General features: G+C 59.9%; 16 protein-coding genes. All 16 read left to right on the top strand.

Annotated features, from left to right (window positions below; all coding sequences use genetic code 11):
• Positions 1 to 6: 6 nt before the first annotated feature.
• Positions 7 to 540 carry a polysaccharide biosynthesis/export family protein gene (locus tag AC0IW7_RS18895; protein WP_471820036.1) on the top strand — a complete coding sequence of 178 codons (534 nt, stop codon included), beginning with the start codon at positions 7 to 9 and terminating at the stop codon, positions 538 to 540.
• Positions 540 to 2,777, top strand: a complete 2,238-nt coding sequence (locus AC0IW7_RS18890; protein WP_471820034.1) for a GumC family protein — start codon at positions 540 to 542, stop codon at positions 2,775 to 2,777. The genes AC0IW7_RS18895 and AC0IW7_RS18890 overlap by 1 nt, the downstream gene beginning before the upstream one ends.
• Before the next feature lie 185 nt (positions 2,778 to 2,962).
• Positions 2,963 to 3,709, top strand: coding sequence for a CpsB/CapC family capsule biosynthesis tyrosine phosphatase (locus tag AC0IW7_RS18885; RefSeq protein ID WP_122492588.1), 747 nt, complete (start codon positions 2,963 to 2,965; stop codon positions 3,707 to 3,709).
• Positions 3,706 to 4,485 carry a hypothetical protein gene (locus AC0IW7_RS18880; RefSeq protein ID WP_471820033.1) on the top strand — a complete coding sequence of 260 codons (780 nt, stop codon included), beginning with the start codon at positions 3,706 to 3,708 and terminating at the stop codon, positions 4,483 to 4,485. Before AC0IW7_RS18885 ends, AC0IW7_RS18880 begins: the two co-directional genes overlap by 4 nt.
• Positions 4,486 to 5,880 (top strand): undecaprenyl-phosphate glucose phosphotransferase, encoded by a 1,395-nt coding sequence (locus tag AC0IW7_RS18875; RefSeq protein WP_122492590.1) that lies wholly within the window; start codon positions 4,486 to 4,488, stop codon positions 5,878 to 5,880. It begins immediately after the preceding gene.
• 96 nt (positions 5,881 to 5,976) lie between these two features.
• Complete coding sequence (locus AC0IW7_RS18870) at positions 5,977 to 7,440, top strand: hypothetical protein (protein ID WP_471820032.1); 1,464 nt, start codon at positions 5,977 to 5,979, stop codon at positions 7,438 to 7,440.
• Positions 7,434 to 8,699, top strand: a complete 1,266-nt coding sequence (locus tag AC0IW7_RS18865; RefSeq protein ID WP_471820031.1) for an oligosaccharide flippase family protein — start codon at positions 7,434 to 7,436, stop codon at positions 8,697 to 8,699. Before AC0IW7_RS18870 ends, AC0IW7_RS18865 begins: the two co-directional genes overlap by 7 nt.
• A gap of 11 nt (positions 8,700 to 8,710) precedes the next feature.
• On the top strand, positions 8,711 to 9,634 hold the full coding sequence (locus AC0IW7_RS18860) for a glycosyltransferase family 2 protein (protein WP_122492593.1): 924 nt from the start codon (positions 8,711 to 8,713) through the stop codon (positions 9,632 to 9,634).
• Between the two features lie 200 nt (positions 9,635 to 9,834).
• Entirely contained in the window at positions 9,835 to 10,983 is a 1,149-nt protein-coding gene (locus AC0IW7_RS18855) for a glycosyltransferase family 4 protein (RefSeq protein WP_163016499.1), read from the top strand.
• Between the two features lie 61 nt (positions 10,984 to 11,044).
• The gene (locus AC0IW7_RS18850) at positions 11,045 to 12,064 is read left to right on the top strand and encodes a polysaccharide pyruvyl transferase family protein (RefSeq protein ID WP_471820029.1); all 1,020 of its coding nucleotides are present in this window, start codon (positions 11,045 to 11,047) and stop codon (positions 12,062 to 12,064) included.
• 59 nt (positions 12,065 to 12,123) lie between these two features.
• The gene (locus AC0IW7_RS18845; RefSeq protein WP_471820028.1) at positions 12,124 to 13,185 is read left to right on the top strand and encodes a glycosyltransferase family 4 protein; all 1,062 of its coding nucleotides are present in this window, start codon (positions 12,124 to 12,126) and stop codon (positions 13,183 to 13,185) included.
• Positions 13,182 to 14,336, top strand: a complete 1,155-nt coding sequence (locus AC0IW7_RS18840; RefSeq protein WP_471820026.1) for a glycosyltransferase — start codon at positions 13,182 to 13,184, stop codon at positions 14,334 to 14,336. Before AC0IW7_RS18845 ends, AC0IW7_RS18840 begins: the two co-directional genes overlap by 4 nt.
• A gap of 20 nt (positions 14,337 to 14,356) precedes the next feature.
• The gene (locus AC0IW7_RS18835; RefSeq protein ID WP_471820025.1) at positions 14,357 to 15,766 is read left to right on the top strand and encodes a mannose-1-phosphate guanylyltransferase/mannose-6-phosphate isomerase; all 1,410 of its coding nucleotides are present in this window, start codon (positions 14,357 to 14,359) and stop codon (positions 15,764 to 15,766) included.
• Positions 15,767 to 15,862: 96 nt separating this feature from the next.
• Positions 15,863 to 16,882, top strand: a complete 1,020-nt coding sequence (locus AC0IW7_RS18830) for an NAD-dependent epimerase/dehydratase family protein (RefSeq protein ID WP_163016500.1) — start codon at positions 15,863 to 15,865, stop codon at positions 16,880 to 16,882.
• A gap of 18 nt (positions 16,883 to 16,900) precedes the next feature.
• The gene (galE, locus tag AC0IW7_RS18825) at positions 16,901 to 17,923 is read left to right on the top strand and encodes a UDP-glucose 4-epimerase GalE (protein ID WP_471820023.1); all 1,023 of its coding nucleotides are present in this window, start codon (positions 16,901 to 16,903) and stop codon (positions 17,921 to 17,923) included.
• A gap of 109 nt (positions 17,924 to 18,032) precedes the next feature.
• Complete coding sequence (galU, locus tag AC0IW7_RS18820; RefSeq protein WP_463382013.1) at positions 18,033 to 18,866, top strand: UTP--glucose-1-phosphate uridylyltransferase GalU; 834 nt, start codon at positions 18,033 to 18,035, stop codon at positions 18,864 to 18,866.
• Positions 18,867 to 18,952 lie beyond the last annotated feature (86 nt).

Raw genomic sequence — 18,952 nt, 5'->3', positions numbered from 1 at the left:
CTATCTATGATTCGCAGACTTTTTCTCTCGCTGATTACCCTGGTTTTCTGCCAACTGGCCGTAGCCGAAACGAGCGGTGGGCAATACCAGCTCGCCTCGGGTGACGTTGTGCGCATTCAGGTTTACGGCGAGCCGGACCTGAGTTTTGAAGAAATCCGTCTGAACGATGCGGGCACATTCACCTACCCGTTCGTGGGCCAGATCGACGCACGCGGCAAGACGCCTAACCAGATCGAAGACCTGATCTCCAACAAACTCAAAGAAGGCTATCTGAAAGACCCACGGGTGACCGTCGCAGTCGTGACGTACCGTGAGTTCTACATCAGCGGCGAAGTGCAAAAGCCTGGCGGTTATCCGTACCAGCCGGGCCTCACCCTGCAACGTGCCATTGCCCTTGCCGGCGGCCTGACGGAGCGTGCTTCGACCAAGCGCGTGACCATCGTGCGCGGCACCGGTGAAACACGCCAGGGCGAAAAAGCCACCCTCGAAACCGCCATTCTTCCTGGCGACACCATCACCATCGAGCAAGGTTTTTTCTGATGAATGATCTGCAGCGCATCACCCCAGAGCGCGTCTTGCCGTTTCGTAATCACCACGAAGACGAAGATGTCATCGACCTGAAAAAACTCGGCGAAACCCTCTGGCAGGGCAAGTGGAACATCCTCGCCCTGATTGTCATCGTCACCATGTTGGCTGTGGTCGCGGTGCTCAACCTGACGCCTCAATACCGCGCCAACTCGATTCTGCTGATCGAGGACAAGCACGCGCCGGTGTTGTCGTTCCAGCAAATTCTCGACCCCTCGGACAGTGGTAGCGAATACCTGCAAACCCAGTTGGCGCTCCTGCAATCGCGCGGCTTGGCCGAGCGCGTTGTGCGCAAGCTGAACCTGACTGACGAGCCAATGTTCGACCCGCGTCAGCACGCCGAATCGGCCTTTGCCCCGCGCGCCATTCTGGCCAAGCTGGGCATCGGCGAACTGATTCCTGGCTTGTTGCCTGAAGAAGATCCGAGTGCCGGCCCGACTGAAGAGCAAGTGTTCGACATCGTCACCCAGCGCCTGCGCGACGAAATCGAACCCGCCCTGCTCGGTAAGAGCAAGTTGATGGCCATTGGCGTTGAACTGCCGAACCCGGAACTGGCAGCGAAAATCGCCAACGCCGTGGCCGAAGGCTTTATCGACAGCCAATTGGACGCCAGCCTGGAAACCTCGCTGGCCACCACCAACTGGATGAACTCGCGCCTGGAAGAACTGCGCAGCAAGTTGAAAACCGCCGAGGACAAACTGCAGGCGTACCGCGAACAAGAAGGGCTGGTTGACGTAGACGGTGTGGCCACCATCAGCGCCAATGAGCTGTCGATGACCGGCAACCGCATGATCGACGCCCGCCGCGCTCGCGCCGAAGCCGAAAGCCAGTACCGCCAAGTGCAGAAAATGAGCACCACCGGCGACCTGGAACGTCTGGCCAGCGTGCCCGCCGTTCTCGGCCACCCGCTGATTCAGCAATTCAAAGCCGACGTGGCCCGCGCGCAAGCCAAGGTTGAGGAAATGTCGCGCCGTTATGGCGACAAGCACCCGGCCATGGTCGGTGCCCGTTCCGAGTTGTCTGCCGCGACCGCCAGCCTGCAAGCGCAGGTGCAATTGGTGGTGGCCGGTATCGAGCGCAATTACCAATTGGCCCAGGCCAACGAGAACTCGCTGCGCTCCTCGTTCAACAACAACAAGGCACAGATTCAGGACATCTCCCGCAAGGAGTTCAAGCTGCGTGAACTGCAACGTGAAGTGGACACCAACCGTTCGCTGTACGAGACCTTCCTCACCCGCTTGAAGGAAACCGCAGCGACCTCGGACATGAACTCGGCCAACGCCCGTATCGTTGACCGCGCCATCGTGCCAACCAAGGCCAGCAAGCCACGTAAGCCGTTGATCGTTTCGATTGCAGCGGTGTTGGCGGCGGTGCTGGGCATCGGTCTGACCTTGCTGTTCGAAGCCATGAACAACAGCTTCAAGAGCACCGAAGACGTCGAAAGCAAACTCAACGTGCCGGTTCTGGGTGTGGTGCCATTGGTGCCGAAGAAGAACCGTCATCAGGTGGCGCACCTGTTCGAGCAGAACGAGAACAAGGCCTTCAGCGAATCGATACGAACGCTGCGTACCAGCCTTGTGCTTACCGACCTCGACAGCCCGCGCAAAATCGTCCTGGTCACCTCCTCCGTACCGGGCGAGGGCAAGAGTTCGATTGCCAGCAACCTGGCATTCTCGGTTGCCCACATCGAAAAAGTGCTGCTGATCGACGCCGACTTGCGCCGCCCAACCATGGCCCGCAACTTCGACTTCCCGGTCGGCACGCCTGGCCTGGCCAACCTGATTGCCGGTACCGCCAAGCTCGATGAATGCATCCGCACCGTGGGCAACGTCGACATGATGCCCGCCGGCATGGTGCCGCCGAACCCGCAAGAGCTGCTGTCGTCGGCGCGTCTGACCAACATTCTGGAACTGCTGAAAACCCGCTACCAGCGCATCATCATCGACTCGCCACCGACCATGGCGGTGAGTGACTCGAAGCTGTTGGCCACCACCTGCGACGCGCTGATCTATGTGGTTCGCGCCGAGCACACCTCGATTCCGATGGTGCAAAAAGGCATGGGCCAGCTGCTGCAAAACAACGCGCCGGTTACCGGTGTGGTGCTGAACCAAGTGGACCTGAGCAAGACTTCGAAATACGGCTACAGCTATGCCAGCTATTACGAAAACTACGGCGAAACGCCGAAAGCCTAGCGCTGCCCTGCAGCGCTCCTGCGGCTGTTTGAGTGGCGCCCTGTTGGCCACTCGTCATTAATCCGAACCGGCGCCAGACGCCGGTCATGGATTACCGTTCCACCCCTTTAAATCCGCCGTTCTCTGCCTGGTGGTGACCGTTGTAAATGGGGTCACGACCTGCGTGAGCTACGCCCGGAGGCAACATGATCGACCTGCACTCACATTTGTTACCTGGCATCGATGACGGTGCCGAAACCATGGACCAGGCATTGGAAATGGCTGCGCACGCGGTCGCCTGCGGAACCACCCACATGGTTTGCACGCCGCACCTGCATCCGGGCCGTTACCACAACACCAAAGCCAGCATTCGCGGCGCGGTGTCGCAATTCGCCCAGGCGTTGGCCCGTGCCGGTATTCCTTTGCAAGTGAGTGCAGCGGCCGAAGCACGTTTTGACTCAGACCTGCTGACCCTGGCCATGAAGGGCCAACTGCCCTTCCTCGGCGAATGGAATGGGCGCCAGGTGCTGTTGCTTGAATTCCCCCACAGCGAGATTCCGCGCCAGGCTGAAAAGCTCACCGGCTGGATGCTGAAGAACAATATTCAGCCGCTGATTGCTCACCCTGAGCGCAACAAAGAATTAATGGGTGCGGGTAATCACAAACGAATCGAACCCTTTCTGGCCCAAGGCTGTCTGTTGCAGGTCACCGCTGGGGCAGTCGCCGGTTACTTCGGTAATCCGGCCCAGGAACTGGCCGAACGCTTCCTTCTGGAAGGCCAGGTCACCGTACTCGCCAGCGATGCGCACAACATGAAACACCGTCCACCAGACCTGCGCCCCGGCCTTGAACACGCCGCTGAATTAATCGGCGAATCAGCCGCGCGCCTGTTGGTAGACGACAACCCGTGGCGTATTGCCCGAAGCCATTTTGCCGCCGCGAGTGCCGCATGACCGATACACCGCTACCACAGCCATCGCCGCAACAGCCGCCGCGCACCGAGCGCCGTGGCAACCGCCAGCCGCCCAAGCCGCAGTCGCCGCTGTATCGCGCACTGACCGGTGTGTGCCTGGTGGGTTCGTTGGTGGCCTTGGTGCCGGCGGCACAAATGGCCGTGGCCGGGTTGGCCAGCTACCGCACCGAAACCACCTTGCTACGTTGGCAAGCCAGTGGCCAGGTACCCGCTGACGTCAAATGGCAGCACGCCCTGCGCGCCGCTCAATTGGCAAACGCCTGGTACCCGGTCGCAAGCGGCACGTACCTCGAACAACTGGGCCAGGTGTACAGCTGGCGCGCCTTCGATCAACCCGTTGGCGCCCAAAGCGCTCACGAATCGCGCCTGTTGGCGGCTGCTGCCTATCGCCACTCGGCGCGGGCACGGCCGACCTGGCCGACCACCTGGGCGCACCTGGCCCAAAGCAAATACGCCCTTGGCGAAGTCGACAACGAATTCGCCCAGGCACTCAAGCAAGCAAACGAGTGGGGCCCGTCTCGGCCCGATGTTCAGTTGGAACTTGCAAGCATTGGCCTACGCGCGTGGCCACTGCTGAATCACCAACAACGCGTCGATGCTGTCACTTCTGCACGCCAAGCCATGGATAGCACGAAACAAGCTGCGAACTCCCTGTTCGCCATCGCCCAGGCCAACGGCCTGGAACAGACGCTCTGCACGAGCGTTGGCGATAGCAACGGGGCCCGAAACTACTGCACGCGTGGAGGTAACCAATAAATGACTTCCCAACACAGCAACCTCATGGCGAATCGTCGTGGCCTGACCTTTTGGGGTCAATGGGTCACTGCCATGTTCCTTGCCAACCTGGTTCTCACCGCTTTGGTGGTGATGAAATTCGGCTCGATTCCGAGTGAATACCGGGTTCTCGGCATTCTCACCATTCTCGGCTCGGTGCCCTGCTATGCCGCTTTGCAGGTCTACCACAAACGCCATCGCCTGCTGTCGGGCATGGGCCGTTTGCTGGCTGGCTGGTGCTTGTTGCTGGGCGCGTTGATGACCATCGCGTTTGCTACTCAGACCACCGGCGTGTACTCGCGTGAAGTGGTATTCAGCTGGGCGATTCTTGGCTTCACTGTCCAGGTGCTCAGCTATATCCCACTGCGCATGATCACCCGTCTGCACTCGCGCAAACTGCGCAAGGATCGTCGCTCGGTCATCGTCGGCACCGGTACGCTGGCCAAAGACCTCGCCGAAAAACTCAGCCACCCAAGCCGCGTGCCGTTGATTGGCATGATCGCAACGGAAAAGAGCAAGGCCGACGACAACTGCGACCTGCCGATTCTGGGCAACCTCAACGAACTGCGTGATGTGATCGAGCGCGAGAACATCCGCCGCGTTTACATCGCCGTGCCGCTGGGCGAAGTGCAGCACATCGAGAACATCTACATCGACCTGCTCGACATGAGCGTGGACGTGGTGTGGATTCCCGACTTCGGCTCGATGCTGTTGCTTAACCAGTCGATCTCCGAAATCGAACACATGCCGGCCATCTACCTCAACGAAAGCCCGATCAGTTCGCACCCAGCGGCCCTGTTCGCCAAGGAAGCCATGGAGCGCACACTCGCGGCCATCGCCCTGCTGCTGCTGAGCCCGGTTTTGATTGGTATCGCCATTGCGGTGCGTCGCTCCTCCCCTGGCCCGATCCTGTTCAAGCAGGAACGCCACGGCTGGAACGGTGAAGTGATCAAGGTATGGAAATTCCGCTCGATGCGGGTTCACGCACCCGAGACCGTGGTGAAACAAGCCACGCGCAACGACGACCGCATTACCCCGGTTGGCCGTTTTATTCGCCGTACCTCGCTGGACGAATTGCCGCAGTTGTTCAACGTGGTGTTTGGCGAAATGGCATTGGTGGGCCCACGTCCACACGCCGTTACCCACAACATCTACTACACCGACAAGATTCGCGCGTACATGGCCCGTCACCGCATCAAACCGGGCATCACCGGTCTGGCGCAGATCACCGGTCACCGTGGCGAAACCGAGACCATCGACAAGATGCAGCAGCGGGTTAACCAGGACCTCAACTACATCAACCAATGGTCGCTGTGGCTGGACGTAAAAATCCTGATCAAAACGCCGTTCACCCTGTTGTCGAAAAACATTTACTAAGCCGATCAGCCCCGTGCTTGCCACGGGGCTTTTTTGGGCCGCCGCACTTTTTATTCGTCACCCTTTCACTTAACTGTCAGAGCACCGATCCGAACCATGGAAGCCATTCCAATCGCCTTATTCTGGGGTTTCGTACTCCTCAGCCTGTTCGGCAAGCCCCATGCTCTGCTGTACCTTTTTTTCGGCTCGTTCTCGTTCGGCGCCTTTGCCGTCATTCCCTCTACCCTCACTGGCGGTCTGACCCTGACGCCAACGCCGATCGTGGTGTTGCTGATTGTGGCGCGCACCTTGTGCAGCCGCCCCGGCATCGAATTTTTCGTCAGCGCGGCGTTGACGCCTAAACGCCTGTTGCTGCTGTTTCTGTATTGGGTGGTGGCGTTGTTCGTCACGGTGTTTATGCCGCGCTTGTTCATGAACGAAGTCACCATCATTCCGGTGCGCCTGGAGCTGTCGACCTTCGGCGAACCGCTGCGTCCTTCCACGCAAAACTTCTCGCAGATGGCCTACCTGACCATCTCGGTATTCGCGGTATTCGCGTTTACCCGCTTGATGCGCGACGCCAACATTCGCCAGCAAGCGCTCAAGGCGATCTGCCTGGGTGGTGCCCTGGCGCTGTTCACCGGCTTGCTCGACTTCGCTAGCCAGTTCGTGCCGCTCGACGCGGTGCTGGCGCCGTTTCGTACCGCTACCTATGCACTGATGACCGAAGTGGAAATTCTCGGCGGCAAACGCGTGGTGGGGCTGATGCCCGAAGCGTCGGCGTATGGCTTTCTGTGCATCACCTTCCTGGGTCTGATCTATTTCTTCCGCCACGGTATTCGCGACCGCTGGCTGCGTGAAACCGGGGCGCCGATTTTGATCATCGGCCTGATCGGCATGATCTGGTTGTCGACCTCCTCGGCGGCCTATGTCGGCCTGGTGGTGTTCTTTCTCGCTGCCGCTCTGGAATGGACCGTGCGTAAAAGCTCACGCAATCCCGGCAAAGGCTTGGGCGTGGAATTCTGGACGGTGTGGAGCGCGATCATTCTGGTGGGCTTGGTGGTGCTGTTCGCCCCTGCCCTGCTCGACCCGATCGTGGAAAAGGTCAACGAAATGGTCTTGAACAAATCCAAGACCAGCTCCTATGAAGAACGCAGCATGTGGACCGCCGTCGGCTGGCAAGCGCTGTGGGACACCTGGGGCGTCGGCGTTGGTATCGGCGCCACCCGCACCTCGAACTTCGCCGCAGCGGTGTTCAGCAACAGCGGCTTGATTGGCGGTTTCCTGTACTTCGCGTTCGTCTGGCAATCCATGCGCCGCAAGATTCCGGCCGGCCCCGAGGCGCTTAACAGCCAGTCGATTCTCAACGGTGTGCGCTACGCGTATATCCCAACGTTTATCGTGAGTTTGCTGATCGGCACCACGCCAGACTTCAACAACTACAACGCATTCCTGTATGCCACCGCCTTGGCCGTGGCGCTCGGTTCGCGCAAACAACCCGTGCCGACCCCGGCATTTGGGCAAGGCCCGTGGCGGCCTTTGACCGGCAATCCTCAGGCGGGTGAGTTACCACGATGGTGAAGTCCAAGGACGCGAGCGCTAACAAGTCCCGCGCTGATTTTTTCTTTGTTTATTTGGCTTACACCCTGCGTTACCTCTACTTGCTGTTGCTGATCCCGTTCTACGGTCGCGTGCTGGGCGTGGAAGGTTATGGCGTGGTGTTGGCGGCGATGTCGTTGATGACCATTGCCTGGCGTTTTGTCGAGTGGGGCTTTGCCACCATCGGCATGCGCGAAATGGCCACGGCCACGCCCGACCGCTTCGGCGTGTTGATGGGCCATCACCTCAGCGCCCGTCTGCTGCTCACGGTGGCCGCGATACTCGGCGGCGCCGCCGCGATCATGCTCTCGCCGGTACTGGCAGCGCATCCGATTGCGGGTGCAGCGGCCGTCACCCTGGGCATCGTTTCGGCGTTCAACCTGGGCTGGTATTTCGTCGGCAGCCATCGCCCACGGGCGGCAGTGAAACTGGAAGTGCTCGGCTTCGCGGTCAGCCTGGTATTGATTTTCGCCTTGGTGCGCGACGAAGACGACAGCGGCTTGGTGCTGCTCTCGCTGCTCTGCTCCGGGGTTGTGGCCTCGGGCTTTGCCTACTGGCAAGTGCGCAAGGAAATGACCGGCGCCACCTTGGGTATCAAGCAAGGCGTGCAGCTGATTCGCCAGTCGAGCACGGTGTTCTTGTACACCGGCACCTCGGCGCTGCTGGTGGCCTCGTCCACCTACCTGCTGAGTATTTTGTCCACCTCCGCCGAGGTCGGCTCGTTCGGCGCGGCGGAACGATTGATTGCCGTGGGTTTGAGCGTGATGGGCCCGGCCGGGCAGATCTTCGTACCGAAGATCACCGCCCTGTTCGTCAAGGACGTCGACGGCGCCCACGCCCTGATCCGTAAAGCGTTTCTGCTGATTCTCGGCATCGGCCTCGCCGGTCTGGGATGCAGCCTGGTATTGGGTCCGTGGGTGGTGCCAATCATCTTCGGTCCTGGTTTTGAAAACAGCGTGCCGGTGCTGCAACTGATGGCTGTGCTCTTCCCCATCAGCGGCTGCAATCTGGTACTCGCCAGCTATGTGCTGATCCCGCAGCACAAGGAAAGCGTGTTGGCAAAAGTGGTACTGGCCGGTGCGGCGATCAGCCTGTTGATCGCGGTGCCGCTCGGTATGCATTTTGGGGGGATGGGCATGGCTGTGGCCCGTCTCGTAGGTGAGTCGATTGTGCTAATCAGCCTGACTTACTACTGCTGGAACATGGGCATTCTGGCTCGTATCTTCAACGTTAAAAAATGATGGATTTTCCAATGAAGGCATTCGTCGTAATCGCCACGAAAGGGCGCGCCAAAGAGACTTACGTTCTGCTCGACTACCTCGAGCGTCAGACCGAGAAACCAGCGCATGTGGTGTTAGTGGGCAGTGAAGCTAAAGACGTTGAAGGATTGGAAGCTCATCCCCTGGTCACCAGCGGCCAAGGCAGCATTTTGCTGTCGCGCGCTGGCCTTACGATTCAACGCAACGCCGGGCTCGATGCACTCGCGCCCCTGGTAGCCGATCTACCCGGCAGTGAATGGTTCGTCACCTTCTACGACGACGACTTCCGCCCAGCGCCCAACTGGCTGGAAAGCGCTGGCAAGGCCATGCTGCTGGATCGCCAGATCATGGGCGTCACCGGCAACGTGTTGGCCGATGGCGTAAACAGCGAATTTGGCGTATCCGAAGCCGATGCCGCCGCCTATATCAGCGGCCAGAAGCCGGCTGAAAATCACTGGTCGAGCTCCTCGAAACAGAAAGACCTCAGCGGCCTCTACGGCTGCAACATGGCCTACCTCGGCACCGTCGCCACCACGCTGCGCTTCGACGAAAACCTGCCTATGTACGGCTGGCAGGAAGACTTTGACTACTCCAGCCGCACGCGCCAATACGGCCGCGTGGTGTTGGAGCCAAGTTGCCGCGGCGTTCACCTGGGCGTTAGCTCGGGCCGCACCAGCGGCGTGCGCTTCGGTTACTCGCAAATCGCCAACCCGATTTTCCTCGCCCGCAAAGGCACCATGACCTGGCGCACCGCCGCCAAACTCATGTCCAAGAACCTGCTCGCAAACATTGCGAAAACCCTGTTCATGGTTCGCATAAAAGACTTCCCGGGCCGTCTACGTGGGAACTTTCGCGCCTTCAGCGATCTGATCACCGGCAAGCTCAATCCTCTGCACGTCCTGGACTTAAAGCAGTAACCAGCGCGCGCGTATAACAACAAAAACCAACGCGTTTGCCCGTTGCGTATCGACATGCATCGGGGCTCCTTCGCGCTGCGTTTTAGCTGGCGGTCTACGCAAGGCCTGCGCCACAAGCACGGGTCTTATTTTCGGTATCGGTAAGCAGTACTGGCCGGCATGTGATGTCGGTCGGTGTGTGGGAATACAAGGAGATTTACATGGCGACCGCAGCAGTGACGTACCTGCCACAACCTGCGAGCAAAATAGGGATAGACGGGGATGCGTTGCGCAAACCGCTGTCCGGTGTCGGTCAATATGTGTTCAATCTCTGCAAAGAGCTCGATCGCCTGCTGCCCAACGCGCTGTTTTTTGTGTACACCCGGCTTCCTGCGGACAAGGTGGCAGTGCCTTCCGAGCGCTGGGTGATTCGACAGGAAAGCCACCCGCTGGCGCGCAAGCTTCCCTCGTTTCTGTGGTTGAAAACGCGCGGTGCGCAAATGGCCCGCCGCGACAACCTCGACGTGTTCTGGGCCGGGCGCACCATTCACCCCGGCACCCACGTGGCACGCCGTACGGTGGTGACCGTGCACGACCTCAACCACCGCCTGGTGCCCAAGACCATGGAGTGGGCCACGCGTCTGTCGCACATGCTCTGGTTCGACCGCGATGTGCGCAGCGCCGATGCGATTTTCACCAACTCGCAGGGCACCTCGGATCGGTTGTTGAAATGGGTAGGTCGCGCCGCTGACCTGGTGATTCATCCGGGCGTACGGGCCGACTTCCACCCCATCAACGCCGCCGACCGCGAACACGCCCTCCCCGCGCTGCAAGCCTTGGGCATTGTTCCGCCGTACGTGCTGGCCGTCTCGACGCTGGAGCCGCGCAAGAACATCGGCATGTTGGTCGAAGCGTTCGTCAAGCTGAAACAGAGCGGCGCACTGGCCGAGCACAAGTTGGTTCTGGTCGGTGCCAAGGGCTGGCAGAACAAAGAACTCGCGCAAAAAATCGAGGACCACACCTCGCTTGGCATCGTGCTTCCCGGCTACGTGCCGGATGAGTTGATGCCTGCTGTGTTTGCCCTGGCCGACGTGTTGGTCATGCCGTCGCTGTATGAAGGGTTCGGTATGCCGGTGCTGGAAGCGCGCGCCGTGGGTACGCCGGTCATCGTCTCCGATATTCCCGAACTGAAAGAGGCGGCCGACGGTCAAGGCGAAGTGGTCAATCCGGTGCTGGGCGAAATTGAAAAAGCACTGCTGGAAATGCCTCACGTGTCGGTCGAAGAACGACAGAGCGCCAACGGTGAAATTTTCACCTGGGCCAACTCGGCGCAACGGATGAGTGACTTCCTCACGGAGAAGAAAAACTGATCGCGTTTTTCCTTTTTTATCGAGCCTCCAGTCACCTCCCTTTGCAGAGTGATACACGTATATGGTGATTATTTTTTCCGGTCATTTGATCAACCTCGGCGACGCGCTGATTGCCCTGCGCGAAGCCAAACACTTTCAAAGCAAGGGCCACAAGGTTGTGGTTTGCCCTTGGGAAGAAGCCCATGGCGAGCTGCGCGCCGACTTCGCCAAGCTGGGCATCGACATCGTGCCCATCCGCAACCAACCGATCAAAGCGCTGCTGCTGTGCATGCGGGCGCACTTGATCTTCGGCGGCGGGCACATGGTGCGCGAGCAGGTGTCGACGTTCTGGCTGGGCTTCACCACCTTGGCGTTTTTTGTCAGCCGCCTGTTTGGCCATCGCGTGGTGATCGCCGGCGTGGGTGTCAGCAAGGTGCAGCATTCGCTGCGGGCCAAGCTGTATCGCGCCATGTTGCGGCTGGCCACGGTGGCCTATGTGCGTGACCCGGTATCCGAACAGGTGCTGCGCGACCTGGCCCCGGCCAGCACCGCGAAAATCCACCTGGGCGGCGACATGGCCTTTATCGGCGGCCCGATTGAAAGCTTGCCCGCCACCGGCATCTGCATGGTGGCGCCGGCTGTAGATAAAAGCGAAAACCGCAGCGTCGACCACGACGAAATTCTGCAGGTGCTCAACTCCCTCAAGCACCAAGGCCTCAAACGCGTGACGTTGGTGTCCCACGATATTCGTGACGACTTCGACCTGCAGGCTTGCCGGGAAATCAAAGCGTACCTGGACGGCAAAATCGACGTGCCCATCGACATTCTGCCCATCAGCGATTTGAGTTCCGGGCTGCTGCCGGCTTACCGCGAAGCCAGCTGGGTGATCACCGCGCGGCTGCACGGGTTGATCCTCGCCTCGCTCAATGGCGCCACGGTTTACTACACCGAAGCTTCGAGCAAGAAGCTGCAGTATTTCGCCGAGTTTTTTGGCTACACCTCGGCGCGCAAGGAAAACCTCACGGCGACTTCACGCGACGGTCTGGCGCAAATCACCAGCAACCTGTCGAACCGCGCCGAAAATTCAGTCGCAACGCTATAAAAGACTGAACCAGTTATGGCCTTTTCGCTCTCACACAACCTCGACCTTTCGCGCATTAAATGGGGCGTTCCAGTTTGATCTACGTAAATGCGCGATTCCTCACGCAAGCCATGACCGGCGTGCAACGGTATTCCCTAGAAGTCAGCTTGCAATTGCGCGAGCAGATGCCGGAAATCCGCTTCGTTGCACCCCGCAATATCGTTCAACACGAAGCCGCTCAAGCACTGGGCGTCGAGTTGGTGGGCAACCGCACCGGGCACGCCTGGGAGCAGCTCGACCTGCCGAAGTTTTTGCGCAGCCAGGGCTCGCCGCTGTTGGTCAATTTGGCCAACACCGCGCCCTTGCTGTACAGCAACAAACTCTCGACGCTGCATGACATCGCCTTCGAGCGCTTCCCGGAAAACTTCTCGTGGAAGTTCCGCACGGCGTATCAGCTGGCCACGCCACGCACCATCAGAACCTCGAAAAAGGTGCTGACGGTCAGCGAATTTTCCAAGCAGGAAATCTGCGCGGTCTACAACGTCGCGCCCGAACGCGTGGTGGTGGTGCCCAACGCTGTTTCCGGCGAATTCAGCCCGCAGCCGCACGACGTGGCCGAGCCGTATTTGCTGGCGGTGTCATCACTCAACACGCAGAAGAATTTCCACGGCCTGGTCGATGCGTTCAGCTTGCTGAAACAGAGCAGCCATAAGCTCTACATCGTCGGCTCACTGAACAAGAATTTCGCTGACCCCGGGTTGGTGAAAAAGATCGAAACCGACAGCCGCATCAAGCTGCTCGGCCGCGTTACGGATGAGGAGCTGGTGCGCTTGTACAGCGGTGCAACTGCCTTTGTGTACCCCTCGTTCTATGAGGGCTTCGGCCTGCCACCGCTGGAAGCGCAAGCCTGCGACTGCCCAGTGATTGCGGCCAATGCCGCGAGCCTGCCGGAAGTGTGCGGCGACTCGGCGCTGTACTGCTCGCCTTATGACGTCAACGACATTGCCAAACAAATGGACGTGCTTATTTCCAGTCCGCAGCTGGCCCAGTCCCTTCGCGAGAAGGGCCGCGCCAATATCCAGCGCTACAGCTGGGCAGCCTCGGCCTCACGCCTTCTACAGGTGATACGGGAGTTCCAATGAAAGTCGCAATCATCCATTACTGGTGGCTCAGCAATCGTGGCGGCGAAGCCGTGTGTTCCGCACTCGTGGAGTTGTTCCCGCACGCCGACCTGTTTATCCATGTGTGCAACGAAGACGTGGTGCGCAAAGCCTTGCCCAGCACCTTCACCGGCACCATCAACACCACGTTTATTTCGCGCCTGCCCGGTGCGAAGAAGCACTACCAGAAGTACCTGCCGTTCATGCCGATGGCCCTGGAACAGCTTGATCTGTCGGAATACGACCTGATTCTGAGCAGTGAATCCGGCCCGGCCAAAGGCGTGGTCACCCGCCCTGACGCCGTGCACATCTGCTACTGCCATTCACCGATGCGCTATGTGTGGGACATGTACCACGAGTACCTGTCGGGCGCCGGTCGTTTGATTCGTACGCTGTTCCCGTTCGTGTCGCACTGGTTGCGCGTGTGGGATCGCTTGTCGGCAGACCGCGTTGACCAGTTCATCGCCAACTCCAACTTTGTGGCCCAGCGCATTCGCAAGTTTTACCGCCGCGATGCCGAGGTGATTTACCCACCGGTAAACACCACTGAATTCAGCCCCAACGAAACCCGTGGCGACTTCTATCTGTGCCTCGGCCAACTGGTTGCCTACAAGCGTGCCGACCTGGCCGTGGAAGCGTTCAACCAGCTCGGTTTGCCGTTGGTGGTTGTGGGCGAAGGTGAGCTGTTCGAGCGCCTGAAAACCATCGCCAAACCCAACGTGAAACTGATGGGCCGTCAGCCGTTCCCGGAAATCAAAGACCTGCTGCAACGCTGCCGCGGCCTGGTGTTCCCGGGCATGGAAGACTTCGGCATCGTGCCGGTCGAAGCCATGGCTGCCGGTGCGCCGGTTATCGCCTACGGAAAAGGCGGCGCCCTGGAAACGGTCATCCACGGCAAGACCGGCATTCTGTTTCCGGAGCAAACCGTGGAGTCTCTGATTCAAGCGATTCAGCAGGTAGAAAGCGGCGCGGTCACCTTCGACCCGGCGACCCTGCATGAACACGCGGCCACCTTCGACAAGAGCATTTTCAAGCAGCGCATCCAAGCGTTCGTCGATGACGCGTTGCTGGGCTCCGGCCCCGCCGTACAACGCACCCTTACCACCACTGCGCGTCCAGCCCTTACTGAATAAACGCAACAAGGAGGTCTACCATGCTTCTACCTATCATCATGGCTGGCGGTTCCGGCTCACGTCTGTGGCCACTGTCGCGCCAACTGAACCCCAAACAATTCCTGCAACTGGCCGACGCCCAGCTGTCGATGCTGCAAGCCACCATCTCGCGGCTCAAGGGGCTGGATATTGCCCTGCCCCGCTTGATCTGCAACGAGCAGCATCGTTTCCTCGCCGCTGAGCAACTGCGTCAGCTGGACATGGAAAAATCCAACATTCTGCTCGAACCGGTCGGCCGCAACACGGCGCCGGCCATTGCCCTCGCCGCCCTGCAAGCGGTGAGCGACGGGCAAGATCCGCTGCTGCTGGTACTGGCGGCTGATCACCTGATCAAAAACGTCGACGCCTTCCACGCCGCCGTGCGCACCGCCATGCCGCTGGCCGAAGCCGGCAAGCTGGTGACCTTCGGTATCGTGCCGGATCACCCGGAAACCGGTTACGGCTATATCGAGAAAGGCGCCGCCACCGGCGACGGCGGTTTTGCCGTCAGCCAGTTCGTGGAAAAACCGGACCTGGCCACCGCCACCGATTACCTCAAGAGCGGCGACTTCCTGTGGAACAGCGGCATGTTCCTGTTCCGCGCCAGCCGCTACCTGCAAGAGCTCGAGCGCTTCCAACCGGACATTCTCGAAGCCTGCAAAAAATCCCTGGCCGGCGGCCAGCTGGACCTGCACTTCACCCGCGTCGACGCAGCCGAATTCGCTCTATGCCCCGATGACTCCATCGACTACGCGGTCATGGAAAAAACCGCCGACGCTGTGGTCGTGCCGCTGGATGCAGGCTGGAGCGACATCGGCTCGTGGTCGGCGCTGTGGGACGTCAGCGAGAAAGACACACACGGCAACGTGCTCAAAGGCGACGTGCTGCACCACAACAGCACCAACACCTATGTGCATGCCAGCAGCCGTCTGGTGACGCTGGTGGGCGTGGAAGACCTGGTGATCGTCGAAACTAAAGACGCGATCATGGTGGCGCACAAAAACAACGTGCAAGACGTGAAGAAAATCGTTGAGCAGCTCAAAGACAGCGGCCGCAACGAACACGTCAACCACCGCGAGGTGTATCGCCCATGGGGTGTGTACGACTCCATCGACGACGGCCATCGCTACCAGGTCAAACGCATCACGGTTAAGCCAGGCGCCAAGCTCTCGGTGCAGATGCACCACCACCGCGCCGAACACTGGATTGTAGTGAGCGGCACCGCCAAAGTTACCAATGGCGACACCACTTTCCTGGTCACTGAAAACCAGTCGACCTACATTCCGATTGGCCAGGTTCACGCCCTGGAGAACCCCGGTGTAATTCCCCTTGAACTGATCGAAGTGCAGTCCGGTCCGTATCTGGGCGAAGACGACATCGTGCGGTTCGAAGACAAATACGGTCGCGCCTGATCCCTTCAGGTTGCCCGTAGCCACGCCGGTGCCCTGCACCGGCGATGCGCCTCTCGCACGATGCTTCCCGCATACATGAATTGAAGGATGGAACAGATGAACTGCGCCGTGATTTTTGGTGGCTCGGGTTTTATTGGCGTGTTCTTCGCCAAACAACTGCTTGCCAAAGGTGGTTACGACAAGGTCTACCTGTTCGACAAAGAGCAGGTCACCCAGAAGCCATTCCCCTACCGTGCTCGCCTGGTGCATGAAAGCCCGGAGATCGTTGAGATCAATGGCGACGTACGCCAGCCCATCAGTTGGAAGCCGGAAGAAACCGTCGCCCTGATCGCCAACTTCGCCGCCGTGCACCGCGAGCCCGGCCACGAAGATTACGAGTACTACGAAACCAATCTGCTGGGCGCCGAAAACGTCACCGCCTGGGCCGAACAGGTCGGCTGCAACGACCTGATTTTCACCAGCTCGATTTCGCCCTACGGCCCAAGCGAAGACCAGAAAGACGAACGCACCCTGCCCGTTCCGGCCACTGCTTACGGCGGCTCGAAACTGGCCGCCGAGAAGATTCACCAGACCTGGCTGGCAGCCGACAAGGCCAATCGTCACCTGGTGATCGTGCGTCCGGGCGTGGTGTTTGGGCCGGGCGAAGGCGGCAACGTCTCGCGTCTGGTCAAGGCCGTGATCAAGCGTTACTTCTTCTACATGGGCAACCGCACCACGCGTAAAGCTGGCACCTATGTAAAAGAGCTGTGCGCCGCGATGCTGTGGGTACTGGAACGTCAGAAAGAACAAGGTGGGCATTTCTCCCTGTTCAACATGACCATGAACCCCGGCCCGTCGATTTCCGAATACGTGGAAACCGTGTGCAGCGTCGCCGCCATCGAACGCAAAGTGCCCGCCGTGCCTTACCCGCTGTTGCTCGGCGTGGCGTACAGCATTGACGCCATTGCCCGGCCGCTGGGCATCAAGCATCCGTTCAGCCCGGTGCGCATTCGCAAGCTGGTGCGCTCCAACAACGTACTGCCGCATTTCCTCGTCGAAAACGGCTACCCCTACCAGTACAGCCTGGCCACCGCCTTCGCTGACTGGAAAACCAGCTGCCCGGATGAGTGGCGCTAACAACAGGCGGGATGCCCCATGAGCGAAACCATTCTGGTCACCGGCGGCGCCGGTTACATCGGCTCGCACACCACCTTGGCCCTGCTGGAAGCGGGGTATCAGGTGGTGGTGTTGGACAACCTGTGCAACAGCTCCCCGGAGTCGTTGCACCGGGTGGAAAAAATCTGCGGCAAGCAGGCTGAATTCATTCAAGGCGACATCCGTGATCGGGTGTTGCTGGATGAAGTGTTCGCCTCGCGCTCCATCAGCGCCGTGCTGCACTTCGCCGGCCTCAAAGCGGTCGGCGAAAGCGTGGCCAAGCCGTTGGACTACTACGAGAACAACGTCGCCGGCAGCGTGACCCTGTGTCAGGCCATGGCCGCCGCCGGCGTTTACCGGTTGGTGTTCAGCTCGTCTGCCACGGTGTACGGCGAACCGACGCAAATGCCGATTCGCGAAGACTTCCCCACCGGCATACCGACCAACCCTTACGGGCGCTCGAAGCTGATGGTCGAAGAGCTACTGCAAGACCTGGCCCGCTCCGAACCGCGCTGGAGCATCGCCCTGCTGCGTTACTTCAACCCGGTCGGCGCCCACAGCAGCGGCCTGATCGGCGAAGACCCCAACGGCATTCCCAACAATTTGCTGCCCTACATCAGCCAGGTTGCCATCGGCAAACTCAAGCAGTTGTCGGTGTTTGGCAATGACTACCCCACCGTCGACGGCACCGGCGTGCGTGATTACATCCACGTCGAAGACCTCGCCGACGGGCACCTGAAGGCCTTGCAAACCATCGCTGGCGACAGCGGCGTGAAGGTCTGGAACCTGGGCACTGGCCAGGGCTACAGCGTGCTTGAAATGCTCAAGGCATTTGAAGCCGCCAGCGGCCAGGCAGTGCCTTACCAAATCGTGCCGCGCCGCCCTGGCGACATCGCCGAATGCTGGGCCGACCCCAGCAAAGCGGCCACCGAGCTGGGCTGGAAAGCCGAGCGCGGCCTCGACCAGATGATGAGCGACACCTGGCGTTGGCAGTCTGCCAACCCTCAGGGCTATTCGAAATAACGCACCACGCCGGACGATGTGGCGGCGGCTTCACCCGCATGTTTTGTCGACAAAGCATCGCGGCTGAAGCCGCTCTCACAAGGGTTTTGTGATCCTTCAGGAGCTTCTTATGATCCGTAAATGCTTATTCCCCGCCGCCGGTTACGGCACCCGTTTTCTTCCGGCCACCAAGGCCATGCCCAAAGAAATGCTGCCCATCGTCAACAAGCCGCTGATTCAGTACGGCGTGGAAGAAGCCCGTGACGCGGGCCTGCAACACATGGCCATCGTCACCGGTCGTGGCAAGCGTTCGCTGGAAGACCATTTCGACATCAGCTACGAGCTGGAGCACCAGATTCGTGGCACCGACAAGGAACACTTCCTGGCCGGCACCCGCGAGCTGATTGATGGCTGCACTTTTTCCTATACCCGTCAGGTGGCCATGAATGGCCTGGGCCACGCGATTCTGTGTGGTCAGCCGCTGATTGGCGACGAGGCGTTTGCCGTGGTGCTGGCCGATGACCTGTGCATCAACCTCGACGGCGATGGCGTGCTCACGCAGATGATCAAGCTGTACAACCAGTTCCGCTGCTCCATCGTGGCGATTCAGGAAGTACCGGCCGACCAGACCCACAAGTACGGCGTCATTGCCGGCGAGCTGATCCGCGACGACCTCTACCGCGTGCACAGCATGGTGGAAAAACCCAAGCCCGAAGATGCGCCGTCAAACCTGGCAATCATCGGCCGCTACATTCTGACGCCGGACATTTTCGGCCTGATCGCCGACACCGAGCCGGGCAAGAACGGCGAAATCCAGATCACCGACGCCCTGCTGAAACAAGCCAAATCCGGCTGCGTGCTGGCGTACAAGTTCAAGGGCCAACGCTTCGACTGCGGCAGCGCTGAAGGCTACGTGGAAGCGACCAATTTCTGTTTTGAAGAGCTGTATCTCAAAGGCAAGTAGCACGAGCAGGGCCGCGCCACAGGCGTGGCCCACAGCCTTTCGGGTGTCAGGTTTTAGGGACTCGCTCCCTTGCAGTTAACCGTCCC

The sequence above is a fragment of the Pseudomonas sp. AC229 genome (assembly GCF_979254655.1).
Note: the sequence above shows the minus strand (reverse complement) of the source record. Positions and strands in the feature narration are given on the sequence as shown.

Coding starts and splice junctions, on each gene's coding strand:
- AC0IW7_RS18835 (WP_471820025.1), top strand. CDS start 14,357: ATGCTTCTACCTATCATCATGGCTGGCGGTTCCGGCTCACGTCTGTGG.
- AC0IW7_RS18885 (WP_122492588.1), top strand. CDS start 2,963: ATGATCGACCTGCACTCACATTTGTTACCTGGCATCGATGACGGTGCC.
- galE (WP_471820023.1), top strand. CDS start 16,901: ATGAGCGAAACCATTCTGGTCACCGGCGGCGCCGGTTACATCGGCTCG.
- AC0IW7_RS18895 (WP_471820036.1), top strand. CDS start 7: ATGATTCGCAGACTTTTTCTCTCGCTGATTACCCTGGTTTTCTGCCAA.
- AC0IW7_RS18830 (WP_163016500.1), top strand. CDS start 15,863: ATGAACTGCGCCGTGATTTTTGGTGGCTCGGGTTTTATTGGCGTGTTC.
- galU (WP_463382013.1), top strand. CDS start 18,033: ATGATCCGTAAATGCTTATTCCCCGCCGCCGGTTACGGCACCCGTTTT.
- AC0IW7_RS18845 (WP_471820028.1), top strand. CDS start 12,124: ATGGGGCGTTCCAGTTTGATCTACGTAAATGCGCGATTCCTCACGCAA.
- AC0IW7_RS18840 (WP_471820026.1), top strand. CDS start 13,182: ATGAAAGTCGCAATCATCCATTACTGGTGGCTCAGCAATCGTGGCGGC.
- AC0IW7_RS18855 (WP_163016499.1), top strand. CDS start 9,835: ATGGCGACCGCAGCAGTGACGTACCTGCCACAACCTGCGAGCAAAATA.
- AC0IW7_RS18865 (WP_471820031.1), top strand. CDS start 7,434: ATGGTGAAGTCCAAGGACGCGAGCGCTAACAAGTCCCGCGCTGATTTT.
- AC0IW7_RS18875 (WP_122492590.1), top strand. CDS start 4,486: ATGACTTCCCAACACAGCAACCTCATGGCGAATCGTCGTGGCCTGACC.
- AC0IW7_RS18870 (WP_471820032.1), top strand. CDS start 5,977: ATGGAAGCCATTCCAATCGCCTTATTCTGGGGTTTCGTACTCCTCAGC.
- AC0IW7_RS18860 (WP_122492593.1), top strand. CDS start 8,711: ATGAAGGCATTCGTCGTAATCGCCACGAAAGGGCGCGCCAAAGAGACT.
- AC0IW7_RS18890 (WP_471820034.1), top strand. CDS start 540: ATGAATGATCTGCAGCGCATCACCCCAGAGCGCGTCTTGCCGTTTCGT.
- AC0IW7_RS18880 (WP_471820033.1), top strand. CDS start 3,706: ATGACCGATACACCGCTACCACAGCCATCGCCGCAACAGCCGCCGCGC.
- AC0IW7_RS18850 (WP_471820029.1), top strand. CDS start 11,045: ATGGTGATTATTTTTTCCGGTCATTTGATCAACCTCGGCGACGCGCTG.